Below are 25,675 nucleotides of genomic sequence, written 5' to 3'. Positions count from 1 at the left end.
GGCCGGGTCAGTCGCCGCGCGGCTCGGCGGGGACGCCGCCGGTCGCCGCGTGCGCTTCGTCCGACGCCGCCGGCGTCGCCTCGTCGGTCCCGCGGGCACGGCCCACCAGGTCCATCACGTGGTAGACGACGATCGCCGCGACGGTGCCGAGGATGATGCCGCCGAAGCTCGCCTGGCCGAACGCGAACGTGAAGTCCGCGATCCCGATGATGAGGGCGATGCCCGCGGTCAGCTGGTTCTTCGGCTTCGCGAAGTCGACGCGGTTCTCGACCCAGATGCGGATGCCGATGACGCCGATCAGGCCGTACAGCGCGGTGGTCGCGCCGCCGAGCACCCCCGGCGGGACCGACGATATGACCGCACCGATCTTGGGGGAGAGGCCGAGCAGGACCGCGACGATCGCCGCGACCCAGTACGCCGCGGTCGAGAACACCCGGGTGGCCGCCATGACGCCGATGTTCTCGCCGTACGTGGTCGTGGCCGAACCGCCGCCGAGCCCGGCGAGGACGGTCGAGACGCCGTCGGCGAAGAGCGCGCGTCCGGTGAGCGGGGTGAGGTCGCGGCCGGTGAGCTGCCCGACGCCCTTGACGTGTCCGACGTTCTCGGCGACGAGCGCGAGGACGACCGGGACGAACGCGAGGTAGATCGCGAGCTGCGATCCGTCGAACGCCGGCGCGGTGAACTCCGGCAGACCGATCCAGGCGGCCTTGTGGACGGCGTCGAACGAGACCTCGCCGCCGATGAGTGCGGCGACGTATCCGACGACGACGCCGATCACGATCGACAGACGGCCGATGAGCCCCTTGAACAGGACGGTCACGAGGATGATCGCGGCGAGGGTGATCACCGCGACGACGGGGGCCTTCGTGAAGTTGTCGCGGGCGGCCGGCGCGAGGTTGAAGCCGATCAGGGCGACGATCGCACCGGACACCACCGGCGGCATCAGCCGGTCGATCCACCCGGCACCGGCGAGGTGCACCACGGCCCCGACGACCGCGAGCAGCGCACCCACGACGATGATCCCGGAGAGCGCGAGCGGGATGCCGCCGATCTTCGTCGCGGCGGCGATCGGCGCGATGAAGGCGAAGGACGACCCGAGGTAGCTCGGCAGCCGGTTCCCGGTGATGACGAGGAACAGGATCGTGCCGATGCCGCTGAAGAGCAGCGTCGTCGAGGGCGGGAACCCGGTGAGGAGCGGCACGAGGAACGTCGCACCGAACATCGCCACGACGTGCTGCACGCCGAGCCCGATCGTGCGACCCCAGGTGAGGCGCTCGTCGGGTGCCACGATCGTCGTCGCGGAGACGGTCGCGCCGTCACCGTGCAGCTTCCACGGAAGTCCCATGTGGACGACGCTAGTGGCTGTCGACCGCTCGTGACGCTCCCGCCCGTCCTGCTCCATCAGGGCGGTGGTGGCTATCGTGGACCGCATGACCGACGTCGCAAGCACCTCCGGGATCCACACCGACGAGCTGGACGCCACGGTCCGCCCGCAGGACGACCTGTACCGCCACGTGAACGGCTCGTGGATCGCGTCGACGCCGATCCCCGACGACAAGGCGCGGTACGGCTCGTTCACGGTGCTGGCCGAGGCGGCCGAGATCGCGGTTCGGGACATCATCGAGCGCTCCCAGCAGGCGGCGCCCGGCACCGAGGAGCGCAAGGTCGGCGACCTGTACTCCTCGTTCACCGACGAGGCGCGGCTCGAGGCGCTCGGCACCGCGCCGATCGAGCCCCTGCTCGCCGAGGTCGCGGCCGTCGACTCGGTCGACGACGTCGTACGCCTGGTCGGCCGGTTCGAGCGGCTGGGTCTGCCGAGCTTCCTGCAGCTCTTCGTCGACAACGACCCGGGCGACCCGGAGTCCTACGTGGTGTTCCTCGAGCAGTCCGGTCTCGGGCTGCCCGACGAGTCCTACTACCGCGAGGACCGCTTCGCCGACATCCGCACGAAGTACCGCGAGTTCGTCGCCGCCATGTTCCCGCTCGCCGGGTTCGAGGACGGCGGCGACCGCACCGAGCACGTCGTCGCCCTCGAGACCGCGCTGGCGTCGAAGCACTGGGACAACGTCACCACGCGCGACAGCCAGAAGACCTACAACAAGCTGCCGTGGGCCGAGGTCCAGGCGCTCGCCGACGGCATCGACCTCCGCCTCTGGTGGGAGGCGATCGACGCCCCCGCCGGCGCCTTCGAGACCGTGGTCGTCCGCGAGCCGTCGTTCGTGACCGGGCTGGCCGAGCTGCTGCACGAGCAGCCGCTCGAGGTCTGGAAGGACTGGCTGCGGTGGCAGGTGATCCGCGGCTCCGCGGCCTACCTGACGAGCGCGTTCTCGGCGACGAACTTCTCGTTCTACGGCACCGCGCTCACCGGCGCGCCGAAGCAGCGCGAGCGCTGGAAGCGCGGCGTCTCCCTCGTCGAGGGCGCGATGGGCGAGGCCGTCGGGCGCATCTACGTGCAGGAGCACTTCGACGAGACCTCGAAGGCGACGATGGACGACCTCGTGGCGAACCTCGTCGAGGCGTACCGGCAGAGCATCACCGGCCTCGACTGGATGACCGACGAGACCCGTGCCCGAGCCCTCGACAAGCTCGACAAGTTCACGCCGAAGATCGGCTACCCCGTGAAGTGGCGCGACTACTCGGCGCTGCCGGTCTCCGCCGACGACCTCGTCGGCAACGTCCGTGCCGTCGCCTCGTTCCAGGTCGACCGCGAGCTCGGCAAGATCGGCAAGCCGATCGACCGCGACGAGTGGTTCATGACGCCGCAGACCATCAACGCGTACTACAACCCGGGCTTCAACGAGATCGTGTTCCCCGCGGCGATCCTGCAGTTCCCGTTCTTCGACGCCGCACGCGACGCGAGTGCGAACTACGGAGCGATCGGTGCCGTCATCGGCCACGAGATCGGGCACGGCTTCGACGACCAGGGCTCGCAGTACGACGGCGACGGGCGACTCGAGAATTGGTGGACCGAGGCCGACCGCACGGCGTTCGAGGAGCGCACGAAGGCCCTCATCGCGCAGTACGACGCGCTCGTCCCCACCGAGGTCCCGGACGGCCACGTCAACGGCGCCCTGACGATCGGCGAGAACATCGGCGACCTCGGCGGGCTCTCGATCGCGTGGAAGGCCTACCTGCTCTCCCTCGACGGCGAGGAGCCGCCCGTCGTCGACGGCCTGACCGGCGCCGAGCGGTTCTTCCTCAGCTGGGCGCAGGCCTGGCGGATGGCGATCCGACCGGAGGAAGCCGCCCGACTGCTCACGATCGACCCGCATTCGCCGACCGAGTTCCGCTGCAACCAGGTGGTCCGCAACATCGACGTCTTCTACGACACCTTCGGCGTGACCGAGCGGGACGCGATGTACCTCGACCCGGCCGAGCGCGTCGCGATCTGGTGATGGCCGAGCCGGACGCGGCTCCGTCGTCGGAGCCGGGGTCGGCTCGCCGGTCCCGCCGACGCCAGCACGCCGGCGGGACGGACGGCCGGGCCCGCGGGCGGCACCGTGGTGGTGCCGACGAGCGGTTCGCGTCGACGCTGCAGGCCCTCGGAGCGCTCGCACGGGACGGTGCGTCCGTCAGCGCCTCGGTGATCGACACGTCGACCGGCAAGGCCCTGTTGGCGGTGGACGACACGCTCGTCCAGCCCGTGGCGAGCCTCGGGCGCGTGCTGCTGCTCGTCGAGGTCGCGGCACGGCTCGAGGACGGCGGGTTGCACGGTGACCGACTGCAGCGGATGGCGCGGGACACCGCCACCGGCGCGGGACTCTGGCAGTTCCTGCAGCAGCCGACCATGCAGGTGTCCGACCTGGCGACCCTCGTCGGTGCGAGCGCGGACGCCTGGGCGATGAACGCGCTGCTGTCGACCGTCGGCATCGATGCGGTCCGTGAGCGTGCCGAGGCCCTCGGGATCGAACGCACCGCGCTCATCGACCGCGTCCGGGACCGCCGGGGGCCGGACGACGCGCCCGACGCCTCGGTCGCCCCGACGGGTGAGCTCGCCTGGCTCATGCGGGGACTGGCGCTCGGCGAGGTCGTCGACGAGGCGGTGTCGAACCGGGTGCTCGGCTGGCTGTCGCTCGCGTCCGACCTCAGTCTCGTCGCGGGGTCCTTCGGGCTCGACCCGCTCGCCCACCGAGCACTGGACCACGGCCTGCAGGTCGTCTCGGCGACCGGCTCGGGCACGGGCGTCCGCGCCGAGGCCGGGATCCTGCGCGGGCCCGGCTCGTCGGTGAGCTACGCGGTCACGGTGACGTTCGACGACGCCTCGCTGCAGCGGCGGCTGGCGGTCATCGACGCCCTGCGGACGATGGGCACCGAGGTGCTCGAGACGGTGCACGAGGCCGCGGCCCGCTGAGCGTACCTTCACGCTCGTGACCGACTCCCTGATCTCCTTCGCCGAGGCCTGCCGGTGCACGCAGGAGGTCCGGGCGTCCACGGACGACCCCGAGTCCTGAGCGGGCCGGGTCAGCGCAGCCGGACGAACGACCGCAGCGGGCCGGCCGGACGTCGTGCACCTCGACGAACCCGCGCGACTCGTAGAACGCCCGTTGACCCGGCTCGGCGTCGGTCGTGAGGACGGTCTGTCGGACGTCCGGGTACCGCTCGAGCACGGCGTCGAGCAGCGCGCCGCCGATCCCCATCCGGTGGCGGTCCGGCAGCACGAGCAGGTCCTGCACGTACACGACGGTCGCGCCGTCCGACACGGTGCGGACCAGGCCGACGAGCGAGCCGTCCGCGCTCCAGGCCGTCAGCACGAGGTGGGATCCGCCCACCGCGGCGACGAGGGTCTCCGGGGCGTCGGTGTACGCCGTCCACCCGACCGCGCGGTACAGCGCGAGGAGCTCGTCCCCGTCCGGTCGTCCCTCCGTGATCAGCAGCACCCGTCCATGCTGGCAGACGTCAGTCGGTCGCCTGCCCCGCGGGGACGAAGGCCTGGACGTCGAGCTCCGTCACGTCCTTCGACCGGCACGCGGCGAACTCGGTGTACGGGACGAACAGCGACGCCTTCGAGCCGGGCGGGTAGACGCGGAAACCGTCGGGCGAGGTGGGGTCGCACGTCGACTCCGGGTAGTTCTCCGAGTTCGCGACCTTGAGCGGTGCCACGGCCTCCTCGCCGGACGCCAGCGTGACGGTCGGGTGGGGCGCCGCCCGGTCGAGCGTCGCCGCGTTCCCGATCTGCGTGCCGTTCGTGTCGCCGACGAACGACACCCCCGGCCAGCCCTGCAGCGTGCAGGTCGACGACCCGGTGTTCCGCAGGACGAGGTGGACGTACGTGCTCCCGGCAGCGCCACCGCTGCCGGCCTCGATGCTCCCGGCGAGCGAGGACGTCGCGCATGCCGACGACCCGGTACCGGAGGACCCCGCGTTCGAGGAGCCACCGGACGACCCGGTCGACGCGCCGCCCGCCGAGGCCGACGACGACGAGCCGGACGGGACGGACGAGGGCGTCGCCGTCGGTGTCGCCGTGACGGTCTCGGTGGTCGTGGCCGTCGGGTCCGAGGTGCCGCCGGACGAGCACCCGGCGAGCAGGCCGACGGCGACGATGCCGACGGCGACGACGAGGGGAGAACGTGTGCGACGGTGCATGCGCCAACACAACCACCGGGCGCGGGGTACACGACTCGGGTGGCGCCCAGCCGTCACGAGCACACTCCGGAGCACGCGCGCGAGCGCACGAGCAACGGAGGTCGACATGGCAGGCAAGCACGAACAGGCACGCGGCGACGAGGGTCGGGCGGACGGCGTCGAGCCCCGCGCCGGCGCCTTCACCGACAGCGAGATCCCCGGCGAGACCCCGGTGCCCTCGAACGAGCCCGCCGGTGAGTTCGTCTCGAGCGACATCCCCGGCGAGACCCGTCCCGAGGGTGGCGGCGAGGGCGAGTACGTCGAGTCGGACATCCCCGGCGAGGCGGAGCCGACGCCGGACGGCGAGGTCGGCCACTACACGGACCGCGACCAGGCGTAGGCCCGGGACCTAGTCGACCAGGCCCGCCGCCACGAGGCGGCGGAGCGTCTCGACGCCCGCCGGCGGGCACCTGTCCGCGTCCGCGGAGGTGACCCACTCGATCTCGTCCACCTCGGCCGACGCGACCGGCGTGGCGGTGTCCAGCGCGCCTCCCGGACGTGCCAGGAACAGCGCCATCGCGACCATCGTCCCCGGGGCCTGGCCGTGCGCCGGCTCCGTGACGGTGCCGAACGGCTCCACGTCGGCCGCGGTCAGGCGGAGTCCGGTCTCCTCGAGGGCTTCGCGGACGGCGGCCTCGACGTCGGTCTCGTGCGGCTCCGCCTTGCCGCCGGGCAGGTAGAGCACGTCGCGCATGCGCGCGCGGACCATGAGCACCCGGCGGTCGCGCACCAGCAGCAGCGCGCTGACGCGCAGGGTCGGGGGACGGCCCTGGAGGCTCAGCTCGCGTCCGCCTCGTCGGTGCGGTCGCGGACGGTCAGCTCGGGCGCGGTGCGCTCCGCGAGCGGTACCACGGGTGCCGGCACGTCGGCCTCGGGCTCCGGGCGGACGCCGAAGAGGGCGTCGAGCGCCCCGACGAACTCCTCGCCCCGGCCGGCGCGACCGAGCTCGCGGGCGCGGACCGACGGACGGTGGAGCAGGACGCCCACGAGGTGCCGCAGCGCGCGTTCGGTCTGCTCGGCCGAGGCGTCGTCACCGTCCGCGCGGCGCTTCGCGCGGTCGATCTCGTCGTCGAGGATGTCGAAGACGTGCTTGCGGAACGCGACGAGCGCCGGGGTCGTCGACTGCTCGAGCGCCTGGGCCCGGAACCGGGACACCGCGTCGTCGACCATCGCCCGTGCCTCGGACTCGGCGTTCAGCTCGGCGATCGGGGCGTGGATGCTGATGGTCTCGAGGTCGAGCAGCTCGACGCCGTCGACGTCGGCCGCGTCCGGGTCCACGTTGCGGGGGAGCCCGAGGTCGATGACGATGCGCCGGACGCCGTCGTCGAGGTCGGCGGGCTCGACGACCGGGACCTCGCTCGAGGTGCAGGTGATCACGACGTCGCTGGCGCCGATGGCCTGGCGCAGGTCGTGGGCGGCGACGAGGTCGTGCTTGGCGGCGAACCACGCTGCCCGGCCCGAGGGGGAGAAGACCTGGATAGTGTCGGCGCCGCGGTCGCGCAGGGCGGCGATGGTCGTGGCGGCGTAGCTGCCGGTGCCGATCAGGAGCACGCGGGTCCGGGCCCAGTCGGTGACGCGGGACGACGCGAGCTCGAGGCCGAGGCGCACGAGCGACCGGCCGGCCGCACCGATGCGGGTGCGGGTCTTGACGCCCCGGGAGGTGTGCGCCGCCTCTTGGAAGAGCCGCTCGAGGTCCGAGGTGGTGGTGCCGTTCGCGCGGGCGTCCTCGAGCGAGCGGCGGACCTGCCCGGAGATCTCGGTCTCGCCGACGACGACGGACTCGAGCCCGCTCGAGACGGCGAAGAGGTGCTGCACGACGTCCTTGCCGCCGAGCACGTTGACGGAGTCGAGGACCTCGGCGGGGTCGAGGTCGCTCGCGGTCGCGACGGCGTCGACGGTGGCCGAGACGGCGGAGTCGCGGTCGTCGCCGGCGATGTCGAGGTAGGCCTCGAAGCGGTTGCACGTGGCGAGGACGACGGCTCCGTCCAACACGCCGGAGTCCGTCACGAGACGGCTCGCCGCGGTCGGTGCGCCGATGCTCAGTCGCTCCAGGAGATCGAAGCTGGCGTTGCGATGCGACGCCGTGAGACAGATGAGCACGTCTTCCATGGTAACTCGCGTTCCGGTGCACGCCCGATCCCGTCGTGCGTGCTCGGGATACATCCTGTTCGCCGATGGGAGAATCGTGCGGTGACCGACGCATCCACCACCGCTCTCCCCGCCGAACACCCGCTCGTCTCCGGGCGGACGTCGGGTTCGCCGCTCGTCCGGGCGCTCCGGGGTGACCGGCCGGAGACCCTGCCGGTGTGGTTCATGCGCCAGGCCGGGCGCTCCCTGCCGGAGTACCGCGACCTGCGCGTCGGCACGGCCATGCTCGACGCCTGCCTCGACCCGGCGATGGCGTCGGAGATCACGCTGCAGCCGGTCCGTCGGCACGGGGTCGACGCCGGCATCTTCTTCAGCGACATCGTCGTGCCGATCAAGCTCGCGGGCGTCGACGTCGAGATCGTGCCGGGGCGCGGGCCGGTGCTCGCGTCGCCGATCCGGACCGCGGCCGACGTCGACGCGCTCGGCACGCTCGACGAGGCCGCGCTCGCCCCGATCACCGAGGCGGTGGCCCGCACGGTGGAGCAGCTCGGCGACACCCCGCTCATCGGGTTCGCCGGCGCACCGTTCACGCTCGCGGCCTACCTGGTCGAGGGCGGTCCGTCGAAGGACCACATCCGCGCCCGCACCCTCATGCACGCCGAGCCGGAGACCTGGGCACGCCTGCTCGACTGGGCGGCCGGGGTGTCCGGGGCGTTCCTCCGGGCGCAGGTGCTCGCGGGGGCGTCCGCCGCACAGCTCTTCGACTCGTGGGTCGGTTCACTGTCCCGTGCGGACTACGTCGCGCGGGTCGCCCCGCACTCGGCCGACGCGCTGGCCCACGTGGCCGACCTCGGCGTCCCGCGCATCCACTTCGGCGTCGGCAGCGGCGAGGTGCTCCGCGACATGACGACCTTCGGCACCGACCGGGTCGGCGTCGACGCGGTCGGCGTGGACTGGCGGCTCCCGCTCGACGAGGCCGTCCGCCGTGTCGGCACCGGCGTCACGGTGCAGGGCAACATCGACCCGGCCATGCTCGCCGCTCCGTGGGAGGTGCTCGAGGCGCACGTGCGCGACGTCGTCTTCCGGGGCGGCGCGGCCCGGGCGCACGTGGTCAACCTCGGGCACGGCGTGCCGCCGGAGACCGACCCGACCGTGCTCACCCGCATCGTGTCGCTCGTCCACGAACTCGGGGACGGGACGGCCGCGGCGACCGGAGGGCACGCGTGACCGACGTCGTCGTGGTCGGTGGCGGGGTCGCCGGCCTCGTCGCGGCGCGGGACCTGGCGAAGGGCGGCGCGCACGTCGTCCTCGTCGAGGGGTCCGACGTGCTCGGCGGCATGGTCCGTCGGCACAGCGTCGCGGGGCTCGACCTCGACATGGCGGCGGACTCGTTCGCGACCCGGAACGACGCCGTCGGCCGGTTGGCGATCGAGCTCGGCCTCGGCAACGAGATCACCGCACCGGATCCGCGCGGTGCCTGGCTGATGACCCGGGACGGCCGGACCTCGCCGATCCCCGAGACCGGGTTGCTCGGCATCCCCGGCAGTCCGATGGCCGCCGACGTGCTCGCGGTCGTCGGGCAGAAGGCGGCGCTCCGGGCGCAGATGGACTCGCTGCTGCCTTCCCCCGTCGGCGCGAAGGCCGCGTCCCTCGGCGAACTCGTCCGGAAGCGCATGGGCGACCGGGTCCTCGACGACCTGGTCGTGCCGATCGTCGCGGGTGTGCACTCGACGCACCCGGACGACCTCGACCCCGACCGGGTCGCCCCCGGACTCCGGGCGGCACTGCTCCGCGAGGGCTCCCTCGCCCGCGCGGTGCTCGCGCTCCATGCCCGTGCGACGGCCGGGTCGGCCGTGCAGGGCATCCGCGGTGGCATCGTGCGGCTCGTCGACGAGCTGGTGGCCGACATGGAGACCTACCGCGTCGACGTCCGTCTGCGCACCCGGGCGACCGCGATCGAGGAGCACGCGGTGGAGGTCCGGACCGAGGACGGCGAGACCGAGCGGCTGGTGGCCGAGCACGTGCTCGCGTCGACGGCGGACCCCGCGCGCGCGACCGGGGCCGAGCGCTCGGGCATCGAGCTCGTGACGCTCGTCGTCGACCAGCGCGAACTCGACGCCGCGCCGCGCGGGACGGGCATGCTCGTGCACCCCGATGCGCCGTCGGTCCGGGCGAAGGCGATCACGCACGCGACCGTGAAGTGGCCGTGGCTGGCCGAGGCCGCCGCGGGCAGGCACGTCCTGCGGTTGAGCTACGCGACCGCCGCCGACGCCGTCGAGACCGGCAGGAGCCTCCCGGTCGACCCACGGGACCCCGTCGGCACCCGCGCGGCCCAGGACGCCGCCGCGCTGCTCGGCGTGCGCATCCCGGTGTCCGCCGTCGTCGGCGCCGCACGCGTCCGGTGGCACGGTCCGGACACGACCGCCGCCGGCCTCGCGGACGGCGTCGTCGGGATCGGCGAGGCGTCGAGCGGCCGGGGTCTGGCCGGGATCGTCCAGGCGGCGCGCACGGCCGCTGTGCACATCCTGGATTCCTGAGCGGACCACACACCGCGAGAGGGCTACTGTTGCGGTGAGCGCCGGACGTATTCCGCTCGGCGCATGACCACGCACACTGACCCAACGGAGGAATCGCACATGCGAGGCAAGCTCCTGTTCGTCGCCGGCGCAGCTCTCGGGTACGTCCTGGGATCGCGAGCCGGACGGGCGCGGTACGAGCAGATCAAGACCGTCAGCGGCAAGATCTGGAACAGCAACGGCGTGCAGAAGGGCGTCCACGTCGCCGAGGAGTTCATCGCCGACAAGACCCCCGACGTCGCCGAGTTCGTCGGTGAGCAGACGAAGAAGGTCGTCCGCAAGGTCGGGCAGAAGAAGGACAGCCGGGCCTCATGACAGACACCCGCGACCGCAAGCCGCGTTCGCTGTTCGGCCTGGTCGGCGACGTCCCGAAGCTCGTCAAGGAGCTGGTGACGGGCGAGCTGAACCTGCTCAAGGCCGAGATGCTGACGAAGGCCAAGATCTTCGGCCTCGCCGCGGGTCTGCTCGTGGGCGCCCTCGTCATCGTCCTCTACGCGATCGGCGTGCTGCTCACCGCGGCCGTCATGGGTCTCGCGACCGTGATGCCGGCGTGGCTCGCCGCACTCGTCATCGCCGTGGTGATGCTGATCGTCGCGGGGATCCTCGGCCTGCTCGGCTGGAAGCGCCTGAAGAAGGGCCTCCCGCTCACGCCGAAGCGCACCATCGACAGCGTCAAGAACGACGTCAACGCGGTCAAGGGCCTCGGCAAGAAGCCGACCCCGTCGACCCAGTACGGCGCCCGCAAGCCGGACGTCGGCGGCCGCTTCTAGCGACGACCGCTCCGTCCACCACCCCACCCCTCGGAGGACCCACGTGACCGATCAGCACGACGACCTGGCCGACCGCGTCGCGGCGACCCGCGCGCAGCTGTTCGACACCCTCGACGCGATCGAGGACAAGCTCAACGTCCCGAAGCAGATCGGCATCGCCGCGTCGAAGGTCAAGCGTGGGATCGACGAGAAGCCGGTGCCCTACCTGGCCGGGCTCGCAGCGGGCGTGGCGGTGGTCGGGGGTATCGTCGTAGCGGTGCTCCGACGGCGGTAGCGCTCGCCGTCGAAAGGGGAGCGGCGTCACCTTTGTGACCGATAGGACAATGGACACATGAGTTCCACCGTGCCCACGCACGACGCACACGAGACCTCCCCCGACGGCATCGACCCGAACCTGCTGACGGCCTACGCCCTGTGGGCCGTCTTCCGCCGTCCGCTCGGCCCGATCCACCGCACGGGTGACGACGCCGTGGCCGAGCTCGACGCCGTCGTGACCGCCGCCGCACAGCGCGGCGTGACGATCCGTGGTTTCTACGACGTCTCCGGCTTCCGCGCCGACGCCGACGTCATGGTGTGGCTGCACGGCGACGACGCCCAGGCGATCCAGGCCGTGCTGCGCGAGATCCGTCGGACGGCGCTCTTCCAGGACGCCGAGCCGGTCTGGCACGTGATGGCGATGCACCGCGAAGCCGAGTTCAACAAGCGGCACACCCCGGCCTTCCTGCGCGGCAAGGAACCGGAGGCCTGGATCACGGTGTACCCGTTCGTCCGGTCCTACGAGTGGTACCTCCTGCCGGAAGAGGAGCGTTCGACGATGCTCCGCGACCACGGCATCGCCGGCGCCAAGTACCGCCGCGTGCTGACGAACACGATCGCGACGTTCGCCCTGAGCGACTACGAGTGGATCCTGCCGCTCGAGAGCCCGGACCTGGTCGACCTCGTCGACCTCATGCGCGACCTGCGCTACACCGAGGCCCGCATGCACGTGCGGGAAGAGGTGCCGTTCTTCACCGGTCGTCGCGTGACGACCACCGAGCTGCCGGAGGTGCTGTCGTGACCGACACGAGCATGATCACGAACGGACGGGGCACGGTCCTCGCCGCGACCCCTGCCGCCGCCGACGGCCCCGAGCACGTCGAGGTCCCGGTCGCGTACGACGCGATCCTCCTCGCCGGCTTCGGCGGGCCCGAGGGGCAGGACGACGTCATCCCGTTCCTGCGCAACGTCACCCGTGGTCGGGGCATCCCGGACGAGCGCCTCGAAGAGGTCGCCCACCACTACCGGCACTTCGGCGGCGTCAGCCCGATCAACGCGCAGAACCGTGCGCTCAAGGCGGCGCTCGAGAACGAGCTGGCCGCGCGTGGCATCGACATGCCGGTCCTCTGGGGCAACCGCAACTGGGCGCCGTACCTCGAAGAGGCCTTCACCGAGGCGTCCGACAAGGGTTACACGAAGCTCATCGCGATCGCCACGAGCGCCTACTCGTCCTTCTCCTCGTGCCGGCAGTACCGCGAGGACTACGCGCGCGTGCTGACCGAGACCGGACTCGTCGACACCATCCAGATCGACAAGGTCCGGCAGTTCTTCGACCACCCGGGCTTCGTCCGACCGTTCGTCGACGGCGTCCGTGACGGCATGGCACGCGCGATCGCCGAGAACGAGGGCCTCGACGTGGCCACCGAGCTGCACGTGCTCTTCTCCACGCACTCGATCCCGTCGAGCGACGCCGCCAAGTCCGGTCCGAGCGACCGCGGCTTCGACGAGCACGGCGCGTACGAGGCCCAGCACCTCGCCGTCGCGCAGGTCGTCCTCGACCAGGCGTGGGCTGAGCTCCTCGAGCAGCCCGAGCACGCGTCGCTCCGCGGCACCAGCACGCCGCCGTGGAAGCTCGTCTACCAGTCGCGCTCCGGCCCCCCGACCCAGCCGTGGCTCGAGCCCGACATCAACGACTACATGAACGAGGACCTCAAGGGCGGGCCGACGCGTGCCGTCCTCATCGTCCCGCTCGGCTTCGTCAGCGACCACATGGAGGTCATGTGGGACCTCGACGAAGAGGCCACCGAGACCGCCCAGGAGCTCGGCTTCTGGTCGCTCCGGACGCAGACCCCGGGTGTCGACCCGGCCTACGTCGCGGGTCTGGTGGACCTCGTGCTCGAGCGTGTCAACGGCACCCCCACGAGCGAGCGGCCGCACGAGACCGACCTCGGCCCCTGGTACGACGTGTGCCGTCCGGGGTGCTGCGAGAACGTGCGCGCCGGGTTCAAGCCGGCCGCTGCCGGACTCGCTCCGTGACCGAGGCGACCACTCCGACGCGTGCCGACGGCCCCGCCCCGATCCGACTCGGCACCCGGGCCAGCCGGCTCGCGGTCGCCCAGTCGCAGGACGTCGCCGACCGTCTGGCGACGGCGGCCGGTCGTCCGGTCGAGCTCGTCACGGTCACGAGCGAGGGCGACACGAACCGTGCGTCACTCGCGAGCCTCGGCGGGACCGGGGTGTTCGCGAGCGCGCTCCGCGAAGCCCTCGTCGCGGGTGAGGTCGACGTCCTGGTGCACTCGCTCAAGGACCTCCCGACGGCGCCGTACCCGGGCCTGACGATCGCCGCGGTCCCGAAGCGCGCCGACGCCCGCGACGTCCTCGTCGCCCGCAACGCCGCGACCATCGAGTCCCTCCCCGAGGGCGCGAAGGTCGGCACGGGATCGCCGCGCCGCGTCGCGCAGCTCAGAGCGAAGCGCCCGGACCTCGACGTCGTGGACATCCGCGGCAACATCGACACCCGCCTGGGTCGGGTGGACGACGACCTCGACGCCGTCGTCCTCGCAGCGGCCGGCCTGACCCGCATCGACCGGCTCGATGCGGCGACCGAGCTGCTCGACCTCGGCTTCTGGCCGTCCGCCCCCGGACAGGGAGCGCTCGCGATCGAGACCCGTGCGGACGAGACCGACCGGAACCTCCTCGCCGCCCTGCGGAAGATCGAGCACGCACCCACGCGCCTCACGGTCTCGGCCGAGCGCGAGGTGCTCGCCAAGCTCGAGGCCGGGTGCTCCGCCCCGATCGGTGCGACCGCGATCGTCGACGCCGAGATGCTCCTCGTCTCGGCGACGGTCTACCGCCCCGACGGCTCCGAGTACCGGACCGCCTCGCACGCGGCGGTCCTGGACGGCTCCGCGCAGGACCGTCTCGACGAGGCACTGGCGCTCGGTGGTCGGGTCGCGGCCGAACTCCTCGAGAACGGCGCGGCCGACCTCGCGGACCTCGCCACGACGGTCGCCGAGGACACGACCGACGGTCCGCACACCGCGGGCCCGGGCCTCGCGACCCCGGCGGAGTAGGCGGTCGCCACGCAGCCCGTCGACCCCGTCCCGGACCCGGCACGACCCCCGGTCGTGCTCGTCCCGCGCGGCGGAGCGTGGGGTGCGCGCGTCGCGGCGGCCGCCAGGGAACGGGGCCTCGACCCGCTCGTCGTCCCGCTGATCGCGGACGAACCGCCGTCCGACCCGGCTCCGCTCGATGCGGCGGTAGACCGGCTCGAGGCCGCTGCACGGTCCAGGAGGCACGGATCGCCCGATCCCGTCGCAAGCGTGACCGGCGTGGCTGGTTACGCATGGATCGTGGTGACCAGTGCGACGGCCGTGCGGGTGATCGCGGAACGCGTGTCGCGCCTCCCGTCCGACCTGCGGGTGGCGGCGGTCGGCGAGCCGACCGCGCGAGCCGCCCGTGCTGCGGGCTGGGTCGTCGACCTCGTCCCCCCGGAGGCCTCGGGTGCCGCCCTCGTCCGCGCCTTCCCGAACACCCCGGGCCCCGTCCTCTTCCCGCGGTCCGACCTCGCCGCACCGACCGTCGTCGACGGCCTCCGCGCCCGCGGGATCGACGTGGACGACGTCGTCGCGTACCGTACCGTGGGGACCGGCGACGAGCCGGTCGCCCCCGGATCCCCGCCCGACGTCGTGCTCGTGACGAGCGGCAGCGTCGCGCGCGAGGTCGCTCGTCGGACGGTCCCGCTCGCCCCCGGCACGCTCGTGGCGTGCATCGGCCCCGGGACCGCTGCCGAGGCCCGCGCCGCCGGACTCCCCGTGCACGTGGTCGCCCCGGACCGCTCCGCAGAATCCCTGCTCGACGCCGTCGTCGAGCGCCTGAACCACCCCGCCCCCGAACAGGAAGGCACACCGTGACCGGCCGCTTCCCCCAGGTCCGCCCCCGTCGACTCCGCGCCACGCCCGCGATGCGACGACTCGTCGCCGAGACCCGGCTGCACCCCGCCGAGCTCGTGCTGCCGATGTTCATCCGCGAGGGGGCGACCGAGGCGATCGACATCACGAGCATGCCGGGCGTGCAGCAGCACTCGCTCGACTCGTTCCGGCGTGCGCTCGTCGAGGCCGCCGGTCAGGGCATCGGCGGCGTGAACCTGTTCGGCGTGCCGACCGCGAAGGACGCGCAGGGCTCCGGTGCGACCGACCCCGACGGCATCCTCAACGTGGCGATCCGCATCGCGCGCGAGGAGGTCGGCGACGCGCTCGTCGTGCAGTCCGACCTGTGCCTCGACGAGTTCACCGACCACGGCCACTGCGGGGTGCTGGCCGCCGACGGATCGGTCGACAACGACGCCACGCTCGAGCGCTACCGCGACATGGCCGTCGTGCAGGCCGAGGCCGGTGCCGAGCTCGTGTGCCTGAGCGGCATGATGGACGGCCAGATCGCGGCCGCCCGTGACGCGCTGGACGCGGCCGGGCACAGCGGCACCGCGCTGCTCGCCTACGCGGCGAAGTACGCCAGTGCGTTCTACGGCCCCTTCCGCGAAGCCGTCGACTCCTCGCTCGTCGGCGACCGTCGGACCTACCAGATCGACGCCGCGAACGGACGGCAGGGGCTCCGCGAGGTCGAGCAGGACATCGCCGAGGGTGCCGACATCGTCATGGTGAAGCCGGCGATGAGCTACCTCGACGTCCTCGCCGAGACCGCCGCGACCTCGCCCGTGCCGGTGTGGGCGTACCAGATCTCCGGCGAGTACGCGATGATCACCGCAGCCGCGCAGAACGGCTGGATCGACCGTGACGCCGCCGCGATGGAGGCCCTCGTCGGCATCAAGCGCGCGGGAGCGGACGCGATCCTCACCTACTTCGCGGTCGACATCGCCCGCACGCTCAACCAGGAGGCCGCCCGATGACCACCAACGACCAGCTCTTCGGCCGTGCGAAGAACAGCATCCCCGGCGGGGTCAACTCGCCGGTGCGCGCGTACGGCTCGGTCGGCGGCACGCCCCGCTTCCTGACGAGCGCGAAGGGCGCCTACGTCACCGACGCCGAGGGGCGGGAGTACGTCGACCTCGTCGCCTCGTGGGGGCCGGCGATCCTCGGGCACGCCCACCCCGCCACGGTCGAGGCCGTGCAGCAGGCGGCCGCCCGTGGCCTCAGCTTCGGGGCGTCGACCCCGGGTGAGACCGAGCTCGCCGAGCTCGTGAAGCAGCGGGTGTCGGTGGACGGCGACGGTCCCATCGAGAAGCTGCGGATGGTGTCCACGGGCACCGAGGCGACCATGACCGCGATCCGGCTGGCCCGCGGCTACACCGGTCGTGACCTGCTCGTGAAGTTCGCCGGGCACTACCACGGCCACTCGGACTCCCTGCTCGCCGAGGCGGGCTCCGGTGTCGCGACACTCGCCATGCCCGGGTCCGCCGGCATCACCGCCGAGACGGCCGCCCAGACCCTCGTCCTGCCGTACAACGACCTCGACGCGGTCCGCCGGGCGTTCGACGAGCACTCCGAGCGCATCGCCGCCGTGATCGTCGAGGCGGCCGCGGCGAACATGGGCGTCCTCGCGCCCGAGCGCGGCTTCAACCGGGCCCTCGCGCAGATCGTGCAGTCGCACGGCGCGCTGCTCATCGTCGACGAGGTCCTCACCGGCTTCCGGGTCGGCTCCGCCGGTTGGTGGGGGCTCGAGGCGTCCAAGGTCGTGCCGGACGGCGCCGGGTGGAAGCCCGACATCGTCACGTTCGGCAAGGTCATCGGCGGCGGGATGCCGCTCGCCGCCCTCGGTGGCCGGCGTGAGGTGATGGACTTCCTCGCACCGCTCGGCCCGGTCTACCAGGCGGGCACCCTGTCCGGGAACCCGCTCGCGGTCGCGGCCGGGATCGCGACCCTCCGCGCAGCGACGCCCGAGGTGTACGCGCAGCTCGACCGCACGGCGACGACCATCGCGAGGGCGACGAGCGATGCGCTGTCGGCCGAGGGCGTGGCCCACACCGTGCAGCACGCCGGGAACCTGTTCTCGTTCGCGTTCACCGACGTCGCCCCGCGGAACTACGACGACGTGCGGGCGCAGGAGACCTTCCGCTACGCGCCGTTCTTCCACGCCATGCTCGACGCCGGGGTCACCCTGCCGCCGAGTGTCTTCGAGGCGTGGTTCGTCACCGCTGCGCACGACGACCGTGCCGTCGGGCGGGTGCTCGACGCGCTGCCGGCGGCGGCGAAGGCGGCAGCGAGCGCGGCCGCGTAGCGCGTCGGGTCAGGACGCCCGGCGTGCGGCCCAGCGTCCCTCAGCCCGCAGGATCGCCAGGGGGAAGTCGAAGGCGTGCGAGACCGCCGACGACGTGATGACCTCGTCCGAGGTGCCCTGTGCGACCGCGACCCCGTCCCGCAGCAGCATCGCGTGCGAGGTCGACGCGGGCAGGTCCTCGAGGTGGTGCGTCACCATCACGCTGCCGAGCTCGGGGTGCCGGTGGCGCAGGGCGTCCACGGTCTCGAGCAGGTGCTCGCGCGCCGCGACGTCGAGTCCGGTGGCCGGTTCGTCGAGCAGGAGCAACCGCGGCTCGGCCATGAGGGCCCGTGCGATGAGCGTCCGTCCGCGTTCACCCTGCGACAGGACGGGCCACCGGGCGTCCCGTCGGGCGGAGAGCCCGACGTCGGCGATGTGGGCCTCGGCCGCGGCGACCTGTGCGGCCGACGGCTCCCACCGCATCATGAGGTCGGTCGTGCCGGTGAGTCCGGTCAGCACGGTCTCGAGCACGGTCAGGGGCGACAGCATCCGGTGGCGGGGGTCGACGTGCCCGATGTGTTCGCGGAGTTCCCGGACGTCGACGCGACCGAGCCGCCGTCCGAGGAGCTCGACGGTGCCCGCGCTCGGGTGACCGGTCGCTCCGAGGACGGCGAGCAGGGTCGACTTGCCGGCGCCGTTCGGCCCGAGGAGCGCCCAGTGCTCTCCGCGCCGGACGGTCAGGTCGACGTCGTGCAACAGGTCGCGGCCGGACCGGGTCACGCGGACCCCGGTCGCGTGGACGAGGACGTCGTCGTCGGTCACGCGGAGGCCTCGCCCCGCCCGGTCACTGGCTCGCGCGGAGCCGCTGCAGGAGGTCGCTCAGGGTCACACCGAGCGTGCGGATGACGGCGCCGCCAGCGTCACCGTCGCGCTTCCGGATCGCGGCGATCAGCGGGTCGACCGAGAACCTGCCGTCCCAGAACGTGAAGCGGTCCTCGGCGAGCGCGACGAACTGGACCCGCGGGATGACCGAGTTCGAGAGTGTCGAGAGCAGTGGGTTGTCCGCAGCGCGGATCGCCGCCTCGACGAAGTGCTGGACGTCGGCGTTCATCGCACGGTCCTCGTGCTCGGCGTGCTCGCGGACCTGCTCGAGGATGTCGATCAGCTCGGCGGCCTGGGCGTCGTCGAGCTTCGGGAGGGCCCAGCGGGTCGCCAGCTCGGCGAACCCGGCGAACACCTGCAGGGCGTCGTCGAACTGCTCGGCCGTCGGCGTCGCGACCCGGGTGTACCGGTTCGCCTCCATCTCGACCAGGCCGTAGTCGACGAGCTTCGCGATGGCTTCGCGGATCGGGGTGCGACTGACCCCGAGCCACTGCACGAGCTCGTCGTCGTTGAGGCGCTCGCCCGGCTGCAGGGTGCCGTCCTGGATGGCCGCGAGCATCTTCTCGAGGACGACGTCGCGCAGGAGCTTCCGCGGCGAGTTCTCGACGGTTGACTTGGGTACCGGCATGCCGGGCTCCTCACAGGCTCAGGTGTTCCGTACTCAAATCCTAGCGTGTCAATATGCAAACGCTTGCTAATGAATGCTCGGGGTCCGGTTCCGCGTCCTCAGGAGCGTCCGTACCGCGGTTCGGTCATCGGTCCACCGCGACGACCGTGCGCCCGTGCACGGCACCCGCGACGACCTGCGGTCCGACGGTGAGCGCCTCCTCGAGCCCGACGACGCGTGTGACCCCGGCGAGGAGTGCCGGGTCGAGGTCGGTGGCCAGCCGTTCCCACGCACGACGGCGCAGCTCGAGCGGGGCGTCGACCGAGTTGATCCCGAGCAGCGACACCGCGCGCAGGATGAACGGCAGCACGGTGGTCGGCAGTGCGGAGTCCTGGGCGAGCCCGCACGCCGTCACTGCACCACCCCACTTCGTGGTCGCCAACGCGTTCGCGAGGGTCGCACCGCCCACGCTGTCCACCGCGCCGGCCCAGGTCGCACGCTGCATCGGCTTGCCGAGGTCGGACAGCGTCGCCCGGTCGACCACGTCCGTGGCGCCGAGGGCCCGGAGCGAGGCCTCGTTCGCGCTGCGGCCGGTCGACGCGGTGACCTGGTGGCCGCGGGCGGCGAGCAGGGCGATCGCCACCGTGCCCACCCCGCCGGACGCGCCGGTGACGAGGACCGGACCGCTGCCGGGTTCGACGAACCGCTCGAGTGCGAGGACGCTGAGCATCGCGGTGAAGCCGGCCGTGCCGATCGCGGCGGCGAAGGAGTCGTCGATCGTGTCCGGCAGCACGACGAGCGATCCGGACGGCACCACCGCGTGTGCAGCCCAGCCGCCGTGCCGGGTCTCGCCGAGTCCGGCCCCGTTCAGGACGACCCGGTCGCCGATCGCGACGTCGTGCACGCCCGCCCCCAGGGCCGAGACGGTGCCGACGACGTCGATGCCCGGCACGAGCGGGTCGACCCGCGCGACCCCGGGGTTCCGGGCCAGCGCCAGCCCGTCCTTGTAGTTGACGCTCGAGTACGTGACGTCGATGAGGACCTCGCCGTCGGCGGGGTCGGCGACGTCGACGTCGGTGACGGTGGGCGGGGCGGAACTGGAGACGAGGACTGCGCGGGTCACGTGTCGGACGCTACCCGCGCCTCCAGGACGCTGTTTCCTTCCCAGGACGCCCGCGATGCCTGATGCGTTCGGGCGTACCTGGTCGGAAGAAACGGCCGGGTACGCGCGATTCGACCAGGTACCCCGGCCGGGCCGGCGCCCCGGCCCAGCCGGGCGGCCGGGCCCGGCCCGCCTCAGCCGAACATGATGGCGGCCTCGTCGTACCGGGCCTGCGGCACGGTCTTGAGCTCGCCGAGCGCCTCCTCGAAGGACACGTGCTCGATGTCGGTGCCCCGGAGCGCCACCATGCGGCCCCAGCGCTCCTCGACCACCGCGTCGATCGCTGCGAGGCCGAGGCGGGTCGAGAGCACCCGGTCGTAGGCCGTGGGCGTGCCACCGCGCTGGATGTGGCCGAGCGTGGTGGCGCGGGTCTCGATGCCCGTCATCTCCTCGATGAGCGGCGCGAGGCGCTCGCCGATCCCGCCCAGGCGCGGTCGCCCGAACGCATCGAGCCCACGCTCGGTGTGCGCGTTGTCCTCGTGGTCGGGGACGAAGCCCTCGGCGACGACGACGAGCGGCGCCCGACCACGGTCGTAGGCCGCCCGGACCCACGCGGCGATCTGCTCCATGCTCGTCTTCTGCTCGGGGATGAGGATCGCGTGCGCACCGGCGGCCATGCCGGAGTGCAGGGCGATCCAGCCGACGTGCCGGCCCATGACCTCGGCGACCATGCAGCGGGAGTGCGACTCGCCCGTGGTGCGGAGGCGGTCCATGGCCTCGGTGGCGATCGCGACCGCGGTGTCGAAGCCGAACGTGTAGTCGGTGGCACCGAGGTCGTTGTCGACCGTCTTCGGGACGCCGACGATCTTCAGCCCGGCGTCCGTGAGGCGCTTCGCGGCGGCCAGCGTGCCCTCGCCGCCGATCGCCACGATGGCGTCGATGCCGTGGCGCTCGAGCGTCCCCGAGATGTTCTCGACGCCGCCGTTCGGGCCCTCGAAGGGGTTCGTCCGGCTCGTGCCGAGGATCGTGCCGCCCTGCTTCGCGATGCCCTGGATGTCCTTGCGGCCGAGCGGGACGATGTCGCCGTCCACCACGCCACGCCATCCGTCGCGGAAGCCCACGAACTCGTGTCCGTAGATCGCGATGCCCTTCAGCACGATCGCGCGGATGACCGCGTTCAGGCCGGGGCAGTCGCCTCCGGAGGTGAGGATGCCGATGCGCATGGGGAACTCCGTCGTCGGGGTGCAGTGGGACACGCCCATCATGACTGACGGTGGTTCCGCATTACCATCCTGCGTGTGTCCCTCGCCGTTCCGTCCTCCGCCGCCGGTGGCACCGGTGACGCCGCGGTGCGGGTCGGCGGGGCCGTGTCGCGTGCTGGCTCCGACGCGTCTGCCGTCCCACGGGTCGACACCGTCTACCGGCCAGGAGGCGCGGTGGACGTCCGCGCGACCCTCCGGCCCCTGCAGCGCGGCTCCGGCGACCCCGCCTTCCGCGTGGTCGGCGCCGACACGTGGCTCGCGCTCCGCACGCCGGAGGGACCGGCCTCGGTGCTCGTGCGCCGCACGGGCTCGGACGCCATCGCGGTCTCGGCGTGGGGCGACGGCGCCGCCTGGGCGGTCACGCACGCGCCCGAACTGCTCGGACGTGGGGACGACTGGTCCGAGCTCGACGTCTCGTCGCACCCGTTCCTCGTCGACGCCCGGCACCGGCAACCGGGTCTCCGCCTGCTCCGCACCAACACCGTGATGGCGGCCCTCGTCCCGGCGATCATGGAGCAGAAGGTCACCTCGCGGCAGGCCTGGCGTGCCTGGCGGTACCTCGTCCGGCGGTACGGGACGCCCGCGCCCGGACCGGCCCCGGCGGACATGGCCGTCCCGCCGACCGCCGCCGGGTGGGGAGCGATCCCGAGCTGGGAGTGGCACCGCGCCGGCATCGAACCCGGTCGATCCGCCACGGTGATGCGCGCGGTCCGTGTGGCGCCGGCGCTCGAACGCACCCTCGCGCTCGGCCGGGGCGGCGCCGTCGTCGCCAGCCGACTGCAGTCGGTCCCCGGCATCGGGAAGTGGACGGCGGCCGAGACCGCGCAGCGCGCCCACGGTGACCCGGACTCGCCGAGCGTGGGGGACTTCCACGTGCCGGCGCTCGTCGGGTGGGCGTTGACCGGGGGACCGGTGGACGACGACGGGATGCTCGAGCTGCTCGAACCGTGGCGGGGACACCGGGAGCGGGTCGTCCGGCTCATCGGCGGGTCGGGGTTCCGGAAGCCGTCGTTCGGGCCGCGCCTGACGATCCAGGACCACCGGCACCACTGAGCGGACAACGGGCGCGTCCGGCCGTATCCTCCTGTTGAGAATCGATCTCACAAGGAGGAACCATGACCGACACCACCCCCAGCCCCGCCGCGGACGACGAGCACCGCGTCGCCGAGCACGACGTCGCCGAGCACGACCACGAGCAGGACGGCGGTGAGCACGAGACCGTCGAGCACGGCGACCACGTCGACTTCGTGCACGACGGACACCGTCACGCCCGTCACGAGGACCACTACGACGAGCACTGATCGACGCGCCGAGGTCGGCTGACCCGGCGGCGGGGCCGTGCCGGACGGTGCCGCCCCGCCCCCCTGCCTGGCGCCCTGCGCGTCAGGCGTGTGGCGTGCCGCGCGGCGCGCGCCGCGTGCCGCGTGCCGCGTCAGGCGTGCCGGGCGCCGTCCCCGGCGAGCACGGCGCGGTAGCCCTCGCGGAACGTCGGGTACCGCGGCACCCAGCCGGTCCCGCGCAGCAGGCCGTTCGACAGGCGCTTGTCGCCGGCGCCCTGCCGTCCGACGGTCCCCTCCTCGGCGGCGGCCCGCTGCGGCACCGGCACACCGAGCTCGGCCGCGAGGAACGCGTACACGTCGTCGAGCCGCGACGGTTCGTCGTCGGTCACGAGGTACGTCGGCGCCGGGTCCTCCAGGGTCGCCAGGTGCACGAGGGCCGCAGCCGCGTCGTCGCGGTGGATCCGGTTCGTGTGCGGCGACGCCCCGTCGACCGGGGCCCGGCGTGCCGACCCGCCCCGGACCTGGTCGATCAGGCGTTCCCGTCCGGGGCCGTACACCCCCGACAGCCGGGCGAGCACGGCTCCGGGGGCACGGTCGCGCAGCAGGGCCTCGGCCTCCACCAGGACGTCCGCGGTGGGGGTGCCACCGGTCGCCGGGGTGTCCTCGGTGACGGTACTGCCGTCGTCGACGTCGTACACGGCGGTCGACGACACGACGATCACCCGCGGGGCCGCACCGGAGGCGTCGATGCCGTCCAGGACGTTCCGGAGCCCGTCGACGTACGTCGCGCGGTACTCGTCGACGTCGCGGCTCCCGGCGGCGACGGCCACGACGACCACCCGGGTGTCCCGAGGGATCTCGGGGACGGATCGGCGCAGGTCCACCCCCTGTCCGGTGAGCGGGGCCGGTACGAGCTCGGCCCGCCGCCGCAGTCCGACCACGCGGTGTCCGGCGGCGGCGAACCGCAGGCCGGTCTCGATCCCGAGGTCGCCGCAACCGGCGATGACGATGTCCACCGCCCCATCATGCCGAACGCCGGTGGACGATCCGCCGCTCGTGCGGAACCCGGGTGAACGATCCGGCGCCCTGTCTCGTCGTCAGGGCATGGGACTCCGCACACGCACCAAGGTCATCATCGGCATCGCCTCCGGCGTCGTGGTCGTCGGCGTGGCCGCAGCCATCGTCGGCCCGGTCATCTACGCGAACACCGTGAACGGGCAGGCGGCAGCGGCCCCCTCGGTCAGTGCCGCCCCGTCCGGTGGCTCCGGCTCGCTCACCGCCGCCGAGGCCGACGGCAGTTGGACCAGCACCGGCGACTCGTTCGCCGGCTACCGCGTGCACGAGGTCCTGCAGGGCCAGGATGTGAACGTGGTCGGACGCACGAAGGACGTCGAGGGCACCGCCGAGGTCAGCGGCGGGTCCCTCACGAAGGCGACGGTCACGGTGGAGGTCGCGAAGATCACCACGCCCGAGTCCGCCCGCGACGCGTACTTCCGGGACACCGCGCTCCAGACCGACCAGCACCCGACGGCGACGTTCACGCTGACCCAACCGGTCGACGTGTCGAAGGCGCTGGACGGCACGACGCAGGACGTCACGCTCACCGGCACGATGGACCTGCACGGCGTCCAGAAGCCCGTCACCGCCGACGCGCAGGTCGCCGTCGCGAAGGACGGCACGGTCCAGGTCGCCGGCAGCGTCCCGATCACCTTCGCCGACTACGGCGTCGAGGCCCCCTCGCTCGGCTTCGTGACGGTGGACCCGAAGGGGTCCGTCGAGTTCTCCCTCGACCTGGCGAAGTGATGGCCACGGGCAGGTCCGCCGACGAGCTGCTCGCGACCCTCTACCGCGAGCACGGCGACGCGCTCACCCGGTACGTCCGGCACCTGACCCGCGACGGGCACACCGTCGAGGACGTGGTGCAGGAGACCATGGTGCGCGCGTGGCAGCGGCCGGCCGTGCTCGAACGCGCCCCGGACAGCGCACGCGCCTGGCTCTTCACCGTGGCCAGGAACCTCGTCGTCGACGACGCCCGGTCGGCGCGCAACCGCCGCGAACACGGCACGGAGCTGCCCGTCGACCGGGTCGAGGCCGACCGCACCGACGCCGTCCTCGACCGCATCGTCGTCGCGGACGCCCTCGCGTCGCTCAGCCCCGACCACCGTCGGGTGGTGGTCGACGCGTACTGGCTCGGGCACACGGTCCCCGAGATCGCCCGACGACACGACATCCCCGAGGGCACCGCGAAGTCGCGCCTGCACTACGGGCTGCGGGCCCTCCGGCTCGCGCTGCAGGAACGAGGAGTGACCCGATGAGCGAGGACCGCTACGCCGAGTGGGACGCCGCGTACGTCCTCGGCTCCCTGCCGCCGGACGAGCGGCTCGAGTACGAGCGACACCTCGAGACGTGCGACCGCTGTGCGGCCGCCGTCGCGGAGCTCGTCGGTCTGCCGGGCCTGCTGTCGAAGCTCCCGGCGGACCAGGCCGTGGAGATCGCGGAGCCGGACGGGAGGCGCGACACCGGTTCCGAGAGCACCCTCGCCTCGGTCGCGCACCGCGTCCGACACCGTCGGCGTCGCCGGCGCGTCTGGGTCGCGGCCACGGCCGCCGCCGCGGTCGTCGCCGCGGTGCTCGGCGGGCTCGCGGTCGGCACGGCCCGTGTCGACCCGTCCGTGCAGGCGGGACCGGCCTCGGCGTCGGCTGCGGCGGACCGGTACGCGCTGGTCGGCGAGCGGGGACTCGACGTCGACCTGGCGGTCAGCGGCGAGCCGTGGGGCACGCGCTTCGACTGGGGCTGCTCCTACGGCGGGACGTCCTGGGCCGCGGACGGGTCGGTGATGTACGACCTCGTGGTCGTGCAGGACGACGGCACGGTGCAGACCGTGGCGTCGTGGTCCGCCGCCGGCGAGGACGCACGGGGCCTGTCCGCCTCGACCGACGTCCGGCGGGACGACATCGCGAGCGTGCAGGTGCGGCTCCGCGGCGACGACCGGGTGCTCGCGGACGTCGATCTCTGACG

29 protein-coding genes are annotated in these 25,675 nt (G+C 72.9%); 19 read left to right on the top strand and 10 right to left on the bottom strand.

Annotated elements, in window-relative coordinates:
* Positions 1–7: 7 nt before the first annotated feature.
* A complete protein-coding gene (locus ACQXVK_RS03835; RefSeq protein ID WP_430852773.1) occupies positions 8–1,345 on the bottom strand; it encodes a uracil-xanthine permease family protein in 1,338 nt (445 codons plus the stop codon).
* An 85-nt stretch (positions 1,346–1,430) separates the two neighbouring features.
* On the opposite strand from ACQXVK_RS03835, the gene ACQXVK_RS03830 reads away from it, so the two are divergent.
* Positions 1,431–3,395, top strand: coding sequence for a M13 family metallopeptidase (locus ACQXVK_RS03830; RefSeq protein WP_430852772.1), 1,965 nt, complete (start codon positions 1,431–1,433; stop codon positions 3,393–3,395).
* Complete coding sequence (locus ACQXVK_RS03825; protein WP_022906132.1) at positions 3,395–4,351, top strand: serine hydrolase; 957 nt, start codon at positions 3,395–3,397, stop codon at positions 4,349–4,351. Before ACQXVK_RS03830 ends, ACQXVK_RS03825 begins: the two co-directional genes overlap by 1 nt.
* Here ACQXVK_RS03825 and ACQXVK_RS03820 read toward each other — a convergent pair.
* Together ACQXVK_RS03820 and ACQXVK_RS03815 are read right to left on the bottom strand one after the other, a co-directional pair.
* Complete coding sequence (locus tag ACQXVK_RS03820; protein ID WP_430852771.1) at positions 4,284–4,877, bottom strand: GNAT family N-acetyltransferase; 594 nt, start codon at positions 4,875–4,877, stop codon at positions 4,284–4,286. The genes ACQXVK_RS03825 and ACQXVK_RS03820 overlap by 68 nt on opposite strands.
* Positions 4,878–4,896: 19 nt before the next feature.
* On the bottom strand, positions 4,897–5,583 hold the full coding sequence (locus ACQXVK_RS03815) for a DUF4232 domain-containing protein (protein WP_430852770.1): 687 nt from the start codon (positions 5,581–5,583) through the stop codon (positions 4,897–4,899).
* 106 nt (positions 5,584–5,689) lie between these two features.
* Here ACQXVK_RS03815 and ACQXVK_RS03810 point away from each other — a divergent pair, with 106 nt between their 5' ends.
* Positions 5,690–5,962 (top strand): hypothetical protein, encoded by a 273-nt coding sequence (locus tag ACQXVK_RS03810; protein ID WP_022906129.1) that lies wholly within the window; start codon positions 5,690–5,692, stop codon positions 5,960–5,962.
* Positions 5,963–5,971: 9 nt separating this feature from the next.
* Here ACQXVK_RS03810 and ACQXVK_RS03805 read toward each other — a convergent pair whose 3' ends face one another.
* Together ACQXVK_RS03805 and ACQXVK_RS03800 are read right to left on the bottom strand one after the other, a co-directional pair.
* Positions 5,972–6,316 carry an NUDIX hydrolase gene (locus ACQXVK_RS03805; RefSeq protein ID WP_430852769.1) on the bottom strand — a complete coding sequence of 115 codons (345 nt, stop codon included), beginning with the start codon at positions 6,314–6,316 and terminating at the stop codon, positions 5,972–5,974.
* Positions 6,317–6,399: 83 nt separating this feature from the next.
* Positions 6,400–7,722 (bottom strand): glutamyl-tRNA reductase, encoded by a 1,323-nt coding sequence (locus ACQXVK_RS03800; protein WP_430852768.1) that lies wholly within the window; start codon positions 7,720–7,722, stop codon positions 6,400–6,402.
* A gap of 90 nt (positions 7,723–7,812) precedes the next feature.
* Here ACQXVK_RS03800 and hemE point away from each other — a divergent pair, with 90 nt between their 5' ends.
* The 11 genes from hemE (at position 7,813) to hemL (ending at position 17,545) form a co-directional block, all read left to right on the top strand.
* Positions 7,813–8,937 (top strand): uroporphyrinogen decarboxylase, encoded by a 1,125-nt coding sequence (gene hemE / locus ACQXVK_RS03795; RefSeq protein WP_430852767.1) that lies wholly within the window; start codon positions 7,813–7,815, stop codon positions 8,935–8,937.
* Positions 8,934–10,247 (top strand): protoporphyrinogen/coproporphyrinogen oxidase, encoded by a 1,314-nt coding sequence (locus tag ACQXVK_RS03790; protein ID WP_430852766.1) that lies wholly within the window; start codon positions 8,934–8,936, stop codon positions 10,245–10,247. Before hemE ends, ACQXVK_RS03790 begins: the two co-directional genes overlap by 4 nt.
* A 99-nt stretch (positions 10,248–10,346) precedes the next feature.
* Complete coding sequence (locus ACQXVK_RS03785) at positions 10,347–10,601, top strand: hypothetical protein (protein WP_031261656.1); 255 nt, start codon at positions 10,347–10,349, stop codon at positions 10,599–10,601.
* On the top strand, positions 10,598–11,056 hold the full coding sequence (locus tag ACQXVK_RS03780; protein ID WP_031261654.1) for a phage holin family protein: 459 nt from the start codon (positions 10,598–10,600) through the stop codon (positions 11,054–11,056). The genes ACQXVK_RS03785 and ACQXVK_RS03780 overlap by 4 nt, the downstream gene beginning before the upstream one ends.
* A gap of 43 nt (positions 11,057–11,099) precedes the next feature.
* Entirely contained in the window at positions 11,100–11,330 is a 231-nt protein-coding gene (locus ACQXVK_RS03775; protein ID WP_022906123.1) for a DUF3618 domain-containing protein, read from the top strand.
* 57 nt (positions 11,331–11,387) lie between these two features.
* Positions 11,388–12,113 (top strand): hydrogen peroxide-dependent heme synthase, encoded by a 726-nt coding sequence (gene hemQ / locus ACQXVK_RS03770; RefSeq protein ID WP_430852765.1) that lies wholly within the window; start codon positions 11,388–11,390, stop codon positions 12,111–12,113.
* 11 nt (positions 12,114–12,124) lie between these two features.
* Positions 12,125–13,348 (top strand): ferrochelatase, encoded by a 1,224-nt coding sequence (locus tag ACQXVK_RS03765; RefSeq protein ID WP_402267249.1) that lies wholly within the window; start codon positions 12,125–12,127, stop codon positions 13,346–13,348.
* Complete coding sequence (gene hemC, locus ACQXVK_RS03760) at positions 13,345–14,385, top strand: hydroxymethylbilane synthase (RefSeq protein ID WP_430852764.1); 1,041 nt, start codon at positions 13,345–13,347, stop codon at positions 14,383–14,385. The genes ACQXVK_RS03765 and hemC overlap by 4 nt, the downstream gene beginning before the upstream one ends.
* Before the next feature lie 258 nt (positions 14,386–14,643).
* Positions 14,644–15,225, top strand: coding sequence for a uroporphyrinogen-III synthase (locus ACQXVK_RS03755; RefSeq protein WP_430852763.1), 582 nt, complete (start codon positions 14,644–14,646; stop codon positions 15,223–15,225).
* The gene (hemB, locus tag ACQXVK_RS03750) at positions 15,222–16,217 is read left to right on the top strand and encodes a porphobilinogen synthase (protein WP_022905841.1); all 996 of its coding nucleotides are present in this window, start codon (positions 15,222–15,224) and stop codon (positions 16,215–16,217) included. Before ACQXVK_RS03755 ends, hemB begins: the two co-directional genes overlap by 4 nt.
* The gene (gene hemL / locus ACQXVK_RS03745; protein WP_430852762.1) at positions 16,214–17,545 is read left to right on the top strand and encodes a glutamate-1-semialdehyde 2,1-aminomutase; all 1,332 of its coding nucleotides are present in this window, start codon (positions 16,214–16,216) and stop codon (positions 17,543–17,545) included. The genes hemB and hemL overlap by 4 nt, the downstream gene beginning before the upstream one ends.
* Positions 17,546–17,554: 9 nt before the next feature.
* Here the strand turns inward: hemL and ACQXVK_RS03740 are convergent, their stop codons facing one another.
* The 4 genes from ACQXVK_RS03740 to ACQXVK_RS03725 form a co-directional block, all read right to left on the bottom strand.
* Complete coding sequence (locus tag ACQXVK_RS03740; RefSeq protein ID WP_416392869.1) at positions 17,555–18,346, bottom strand: ABC transporter ATP-binding protein; 792 nt, start codon at positions 18,344–18,346, stop codon at positions 17,555–17,557.
* A 22-nt stretch (positions 18,347–18,368) separates the two neighbouring features.
* A complete protein-coding gene (locus tag ACQXVK_RS03735; protein ID WP_022905844.1) occupies positions 18,369–19,034 on the bottom strand; it encodes a GntR family transcriptional regulator in 666 nt (221 codons plus the stop codon).
* 124 nt (positions 19,035–19,158) lie between these two features.
* Positions 19,159–20,136 carry an MDR family oxidoreductase gene (locus ACQXVK_RS03730; RefSeq protein WP_430852761.1) on the bottom strand — a complete coding sequence of 326 codons (978 nt, stop codon included), beginning with the start codon at positions 20,134–20,136 and terminating at the stop codon, positions 19,159–19,161.
* A gap of 173 nt (positions 20,137–20,309) precedes the next feature.
* Positions 20,310–21,338 carry a 6-phosphofructokinase gene (locus tag ACQXVK_RS03725; protein ID WP_031261459.1) on the bottom strand — a complete coding sequence of 343 codons (1,029 nt, stop codon included), beginning with the start codon at positions 21,336–21,338 and terminating at the stop codon, positions 20,310–20,312.
* A gap of 126 nt (positions 21,339–21,464) precedes the next feature.
* Here ACQXVK_RS03725 and ACQXVK_RS03720 point away from each other — a divergent pair, with 126 nt between their 5' ends.
* Positions 21,465–22,430 carry a DNA-3-methyladenine glycosylase family protein gene (locus tag ACQXVK_RS03720; RefSeq protein ID WP_430853111.1) on the top strand — a complete coding sequence of 322 codons (966 nt, stop codon included), beginning with the start codon at positions 21,465–21,467 and terminating at the stop codon, positions 22,428–22,430.
* Positions 22,431–22,492: 62 nt separating this feature from the next.
* Positions 22,493–22,678 carry a hypothetical protein gene (locus ACQXVK_RS03715; RefSeq protein WP_022905848.1) on the top strand — a complete coding sequence of 62 codons (186 nt, stop codon included), beginning with the start codon at positions 22,493–22,495 and terminating at the stop codon, positions 22,676–22,678.
* A 131-nt stretch (positions 22,679–22,809) separates the two neighbouring features.
* Here the strand turns inward: ACQXVK_RS03715 and ACQXVK_RS03710 are convergent, their stop codons facing one another.
* On the bottom strand, positions 22,810–23,673 hold the full coding sequence (locus ACQXVK_RS03710) for an NAD-dependent epimerase/dehydratase family protein (protein ID WP_430852760.1): 864 nt from the start codon (positions 23,671–23,673) through the stop codon (positions 22,810–22,812).
* Between the two features lie 88 nt (positions 23,674–23,761).
* Between ACQXVK_RS03710 and ACQXVK_RS03705 the strand changes: the two genes are divergently transcribed.
* Genes ACQXVK_RS03705 through ACQXVK_RS03695 form a run of 3 tightly spaced genes read left to right on the top strand, consistent with a single transcriptional unit; the run spans position 23,762 to position 25,673 of the window.
* The gene (locus tag ACQXVK_RS03705; protein ID WP_022905851.1) at positions 23,762–24,460 is read left to right on the top strand and encodes a YceI family protein; all 699 of its coding nucleotides are present in this window, start codon (positions 23,762–23,764) and stop codon (positions 24,458–24,460) included.
* Positions 24,460–24,972 (top strand): sigma-70 family RNA polymerase sigma factor, encoded by a 513-nt coding sequence (locus ACQXVK_RS03700; RefSeq protein ID WP_402265738.1) that lies wholly within the window; start codon positions 24,460–24,462, stop codon positions 24,970–24,972. Before ACQXVK_RS03705 ends, ACQXVK_RS03700 begins: the two co-directional genes overlap by 1 nt.
* On the top strand, positions 24,969–25,673 hold the full coding sequence (locus ACQXVK_RS03695; protein WP_430852759.1) for an anti-sigma factor family protein: 705 nt from the start codon (positions 24,969–24,971) through the stop codon (positions 25,671–25,673). The genes ACQXVK_RS03700 and ACQXVK_RS03695 overlap by 4 nt, the downstream gene beginning before the upstream one ends.
* The last annotated feature ends 2 nt before the right edge of the window (positions 25,674–25,675 follow it).

The sequence above is a fragment of the Curtobacterium sp. AB451 genome (genome assembly GCF_050585845.1).
Classification (GTDB): Bacteria; Actinomycetota; Actinomycetes; order Actinomycetales; family Microbacteriaceae; genus Curtobacterium.
The sequence above is the reverse complement of the archived record's forward strand: the minus strand, read 5'-3'. Positions and strand labels throughout refer to the sequence as shown.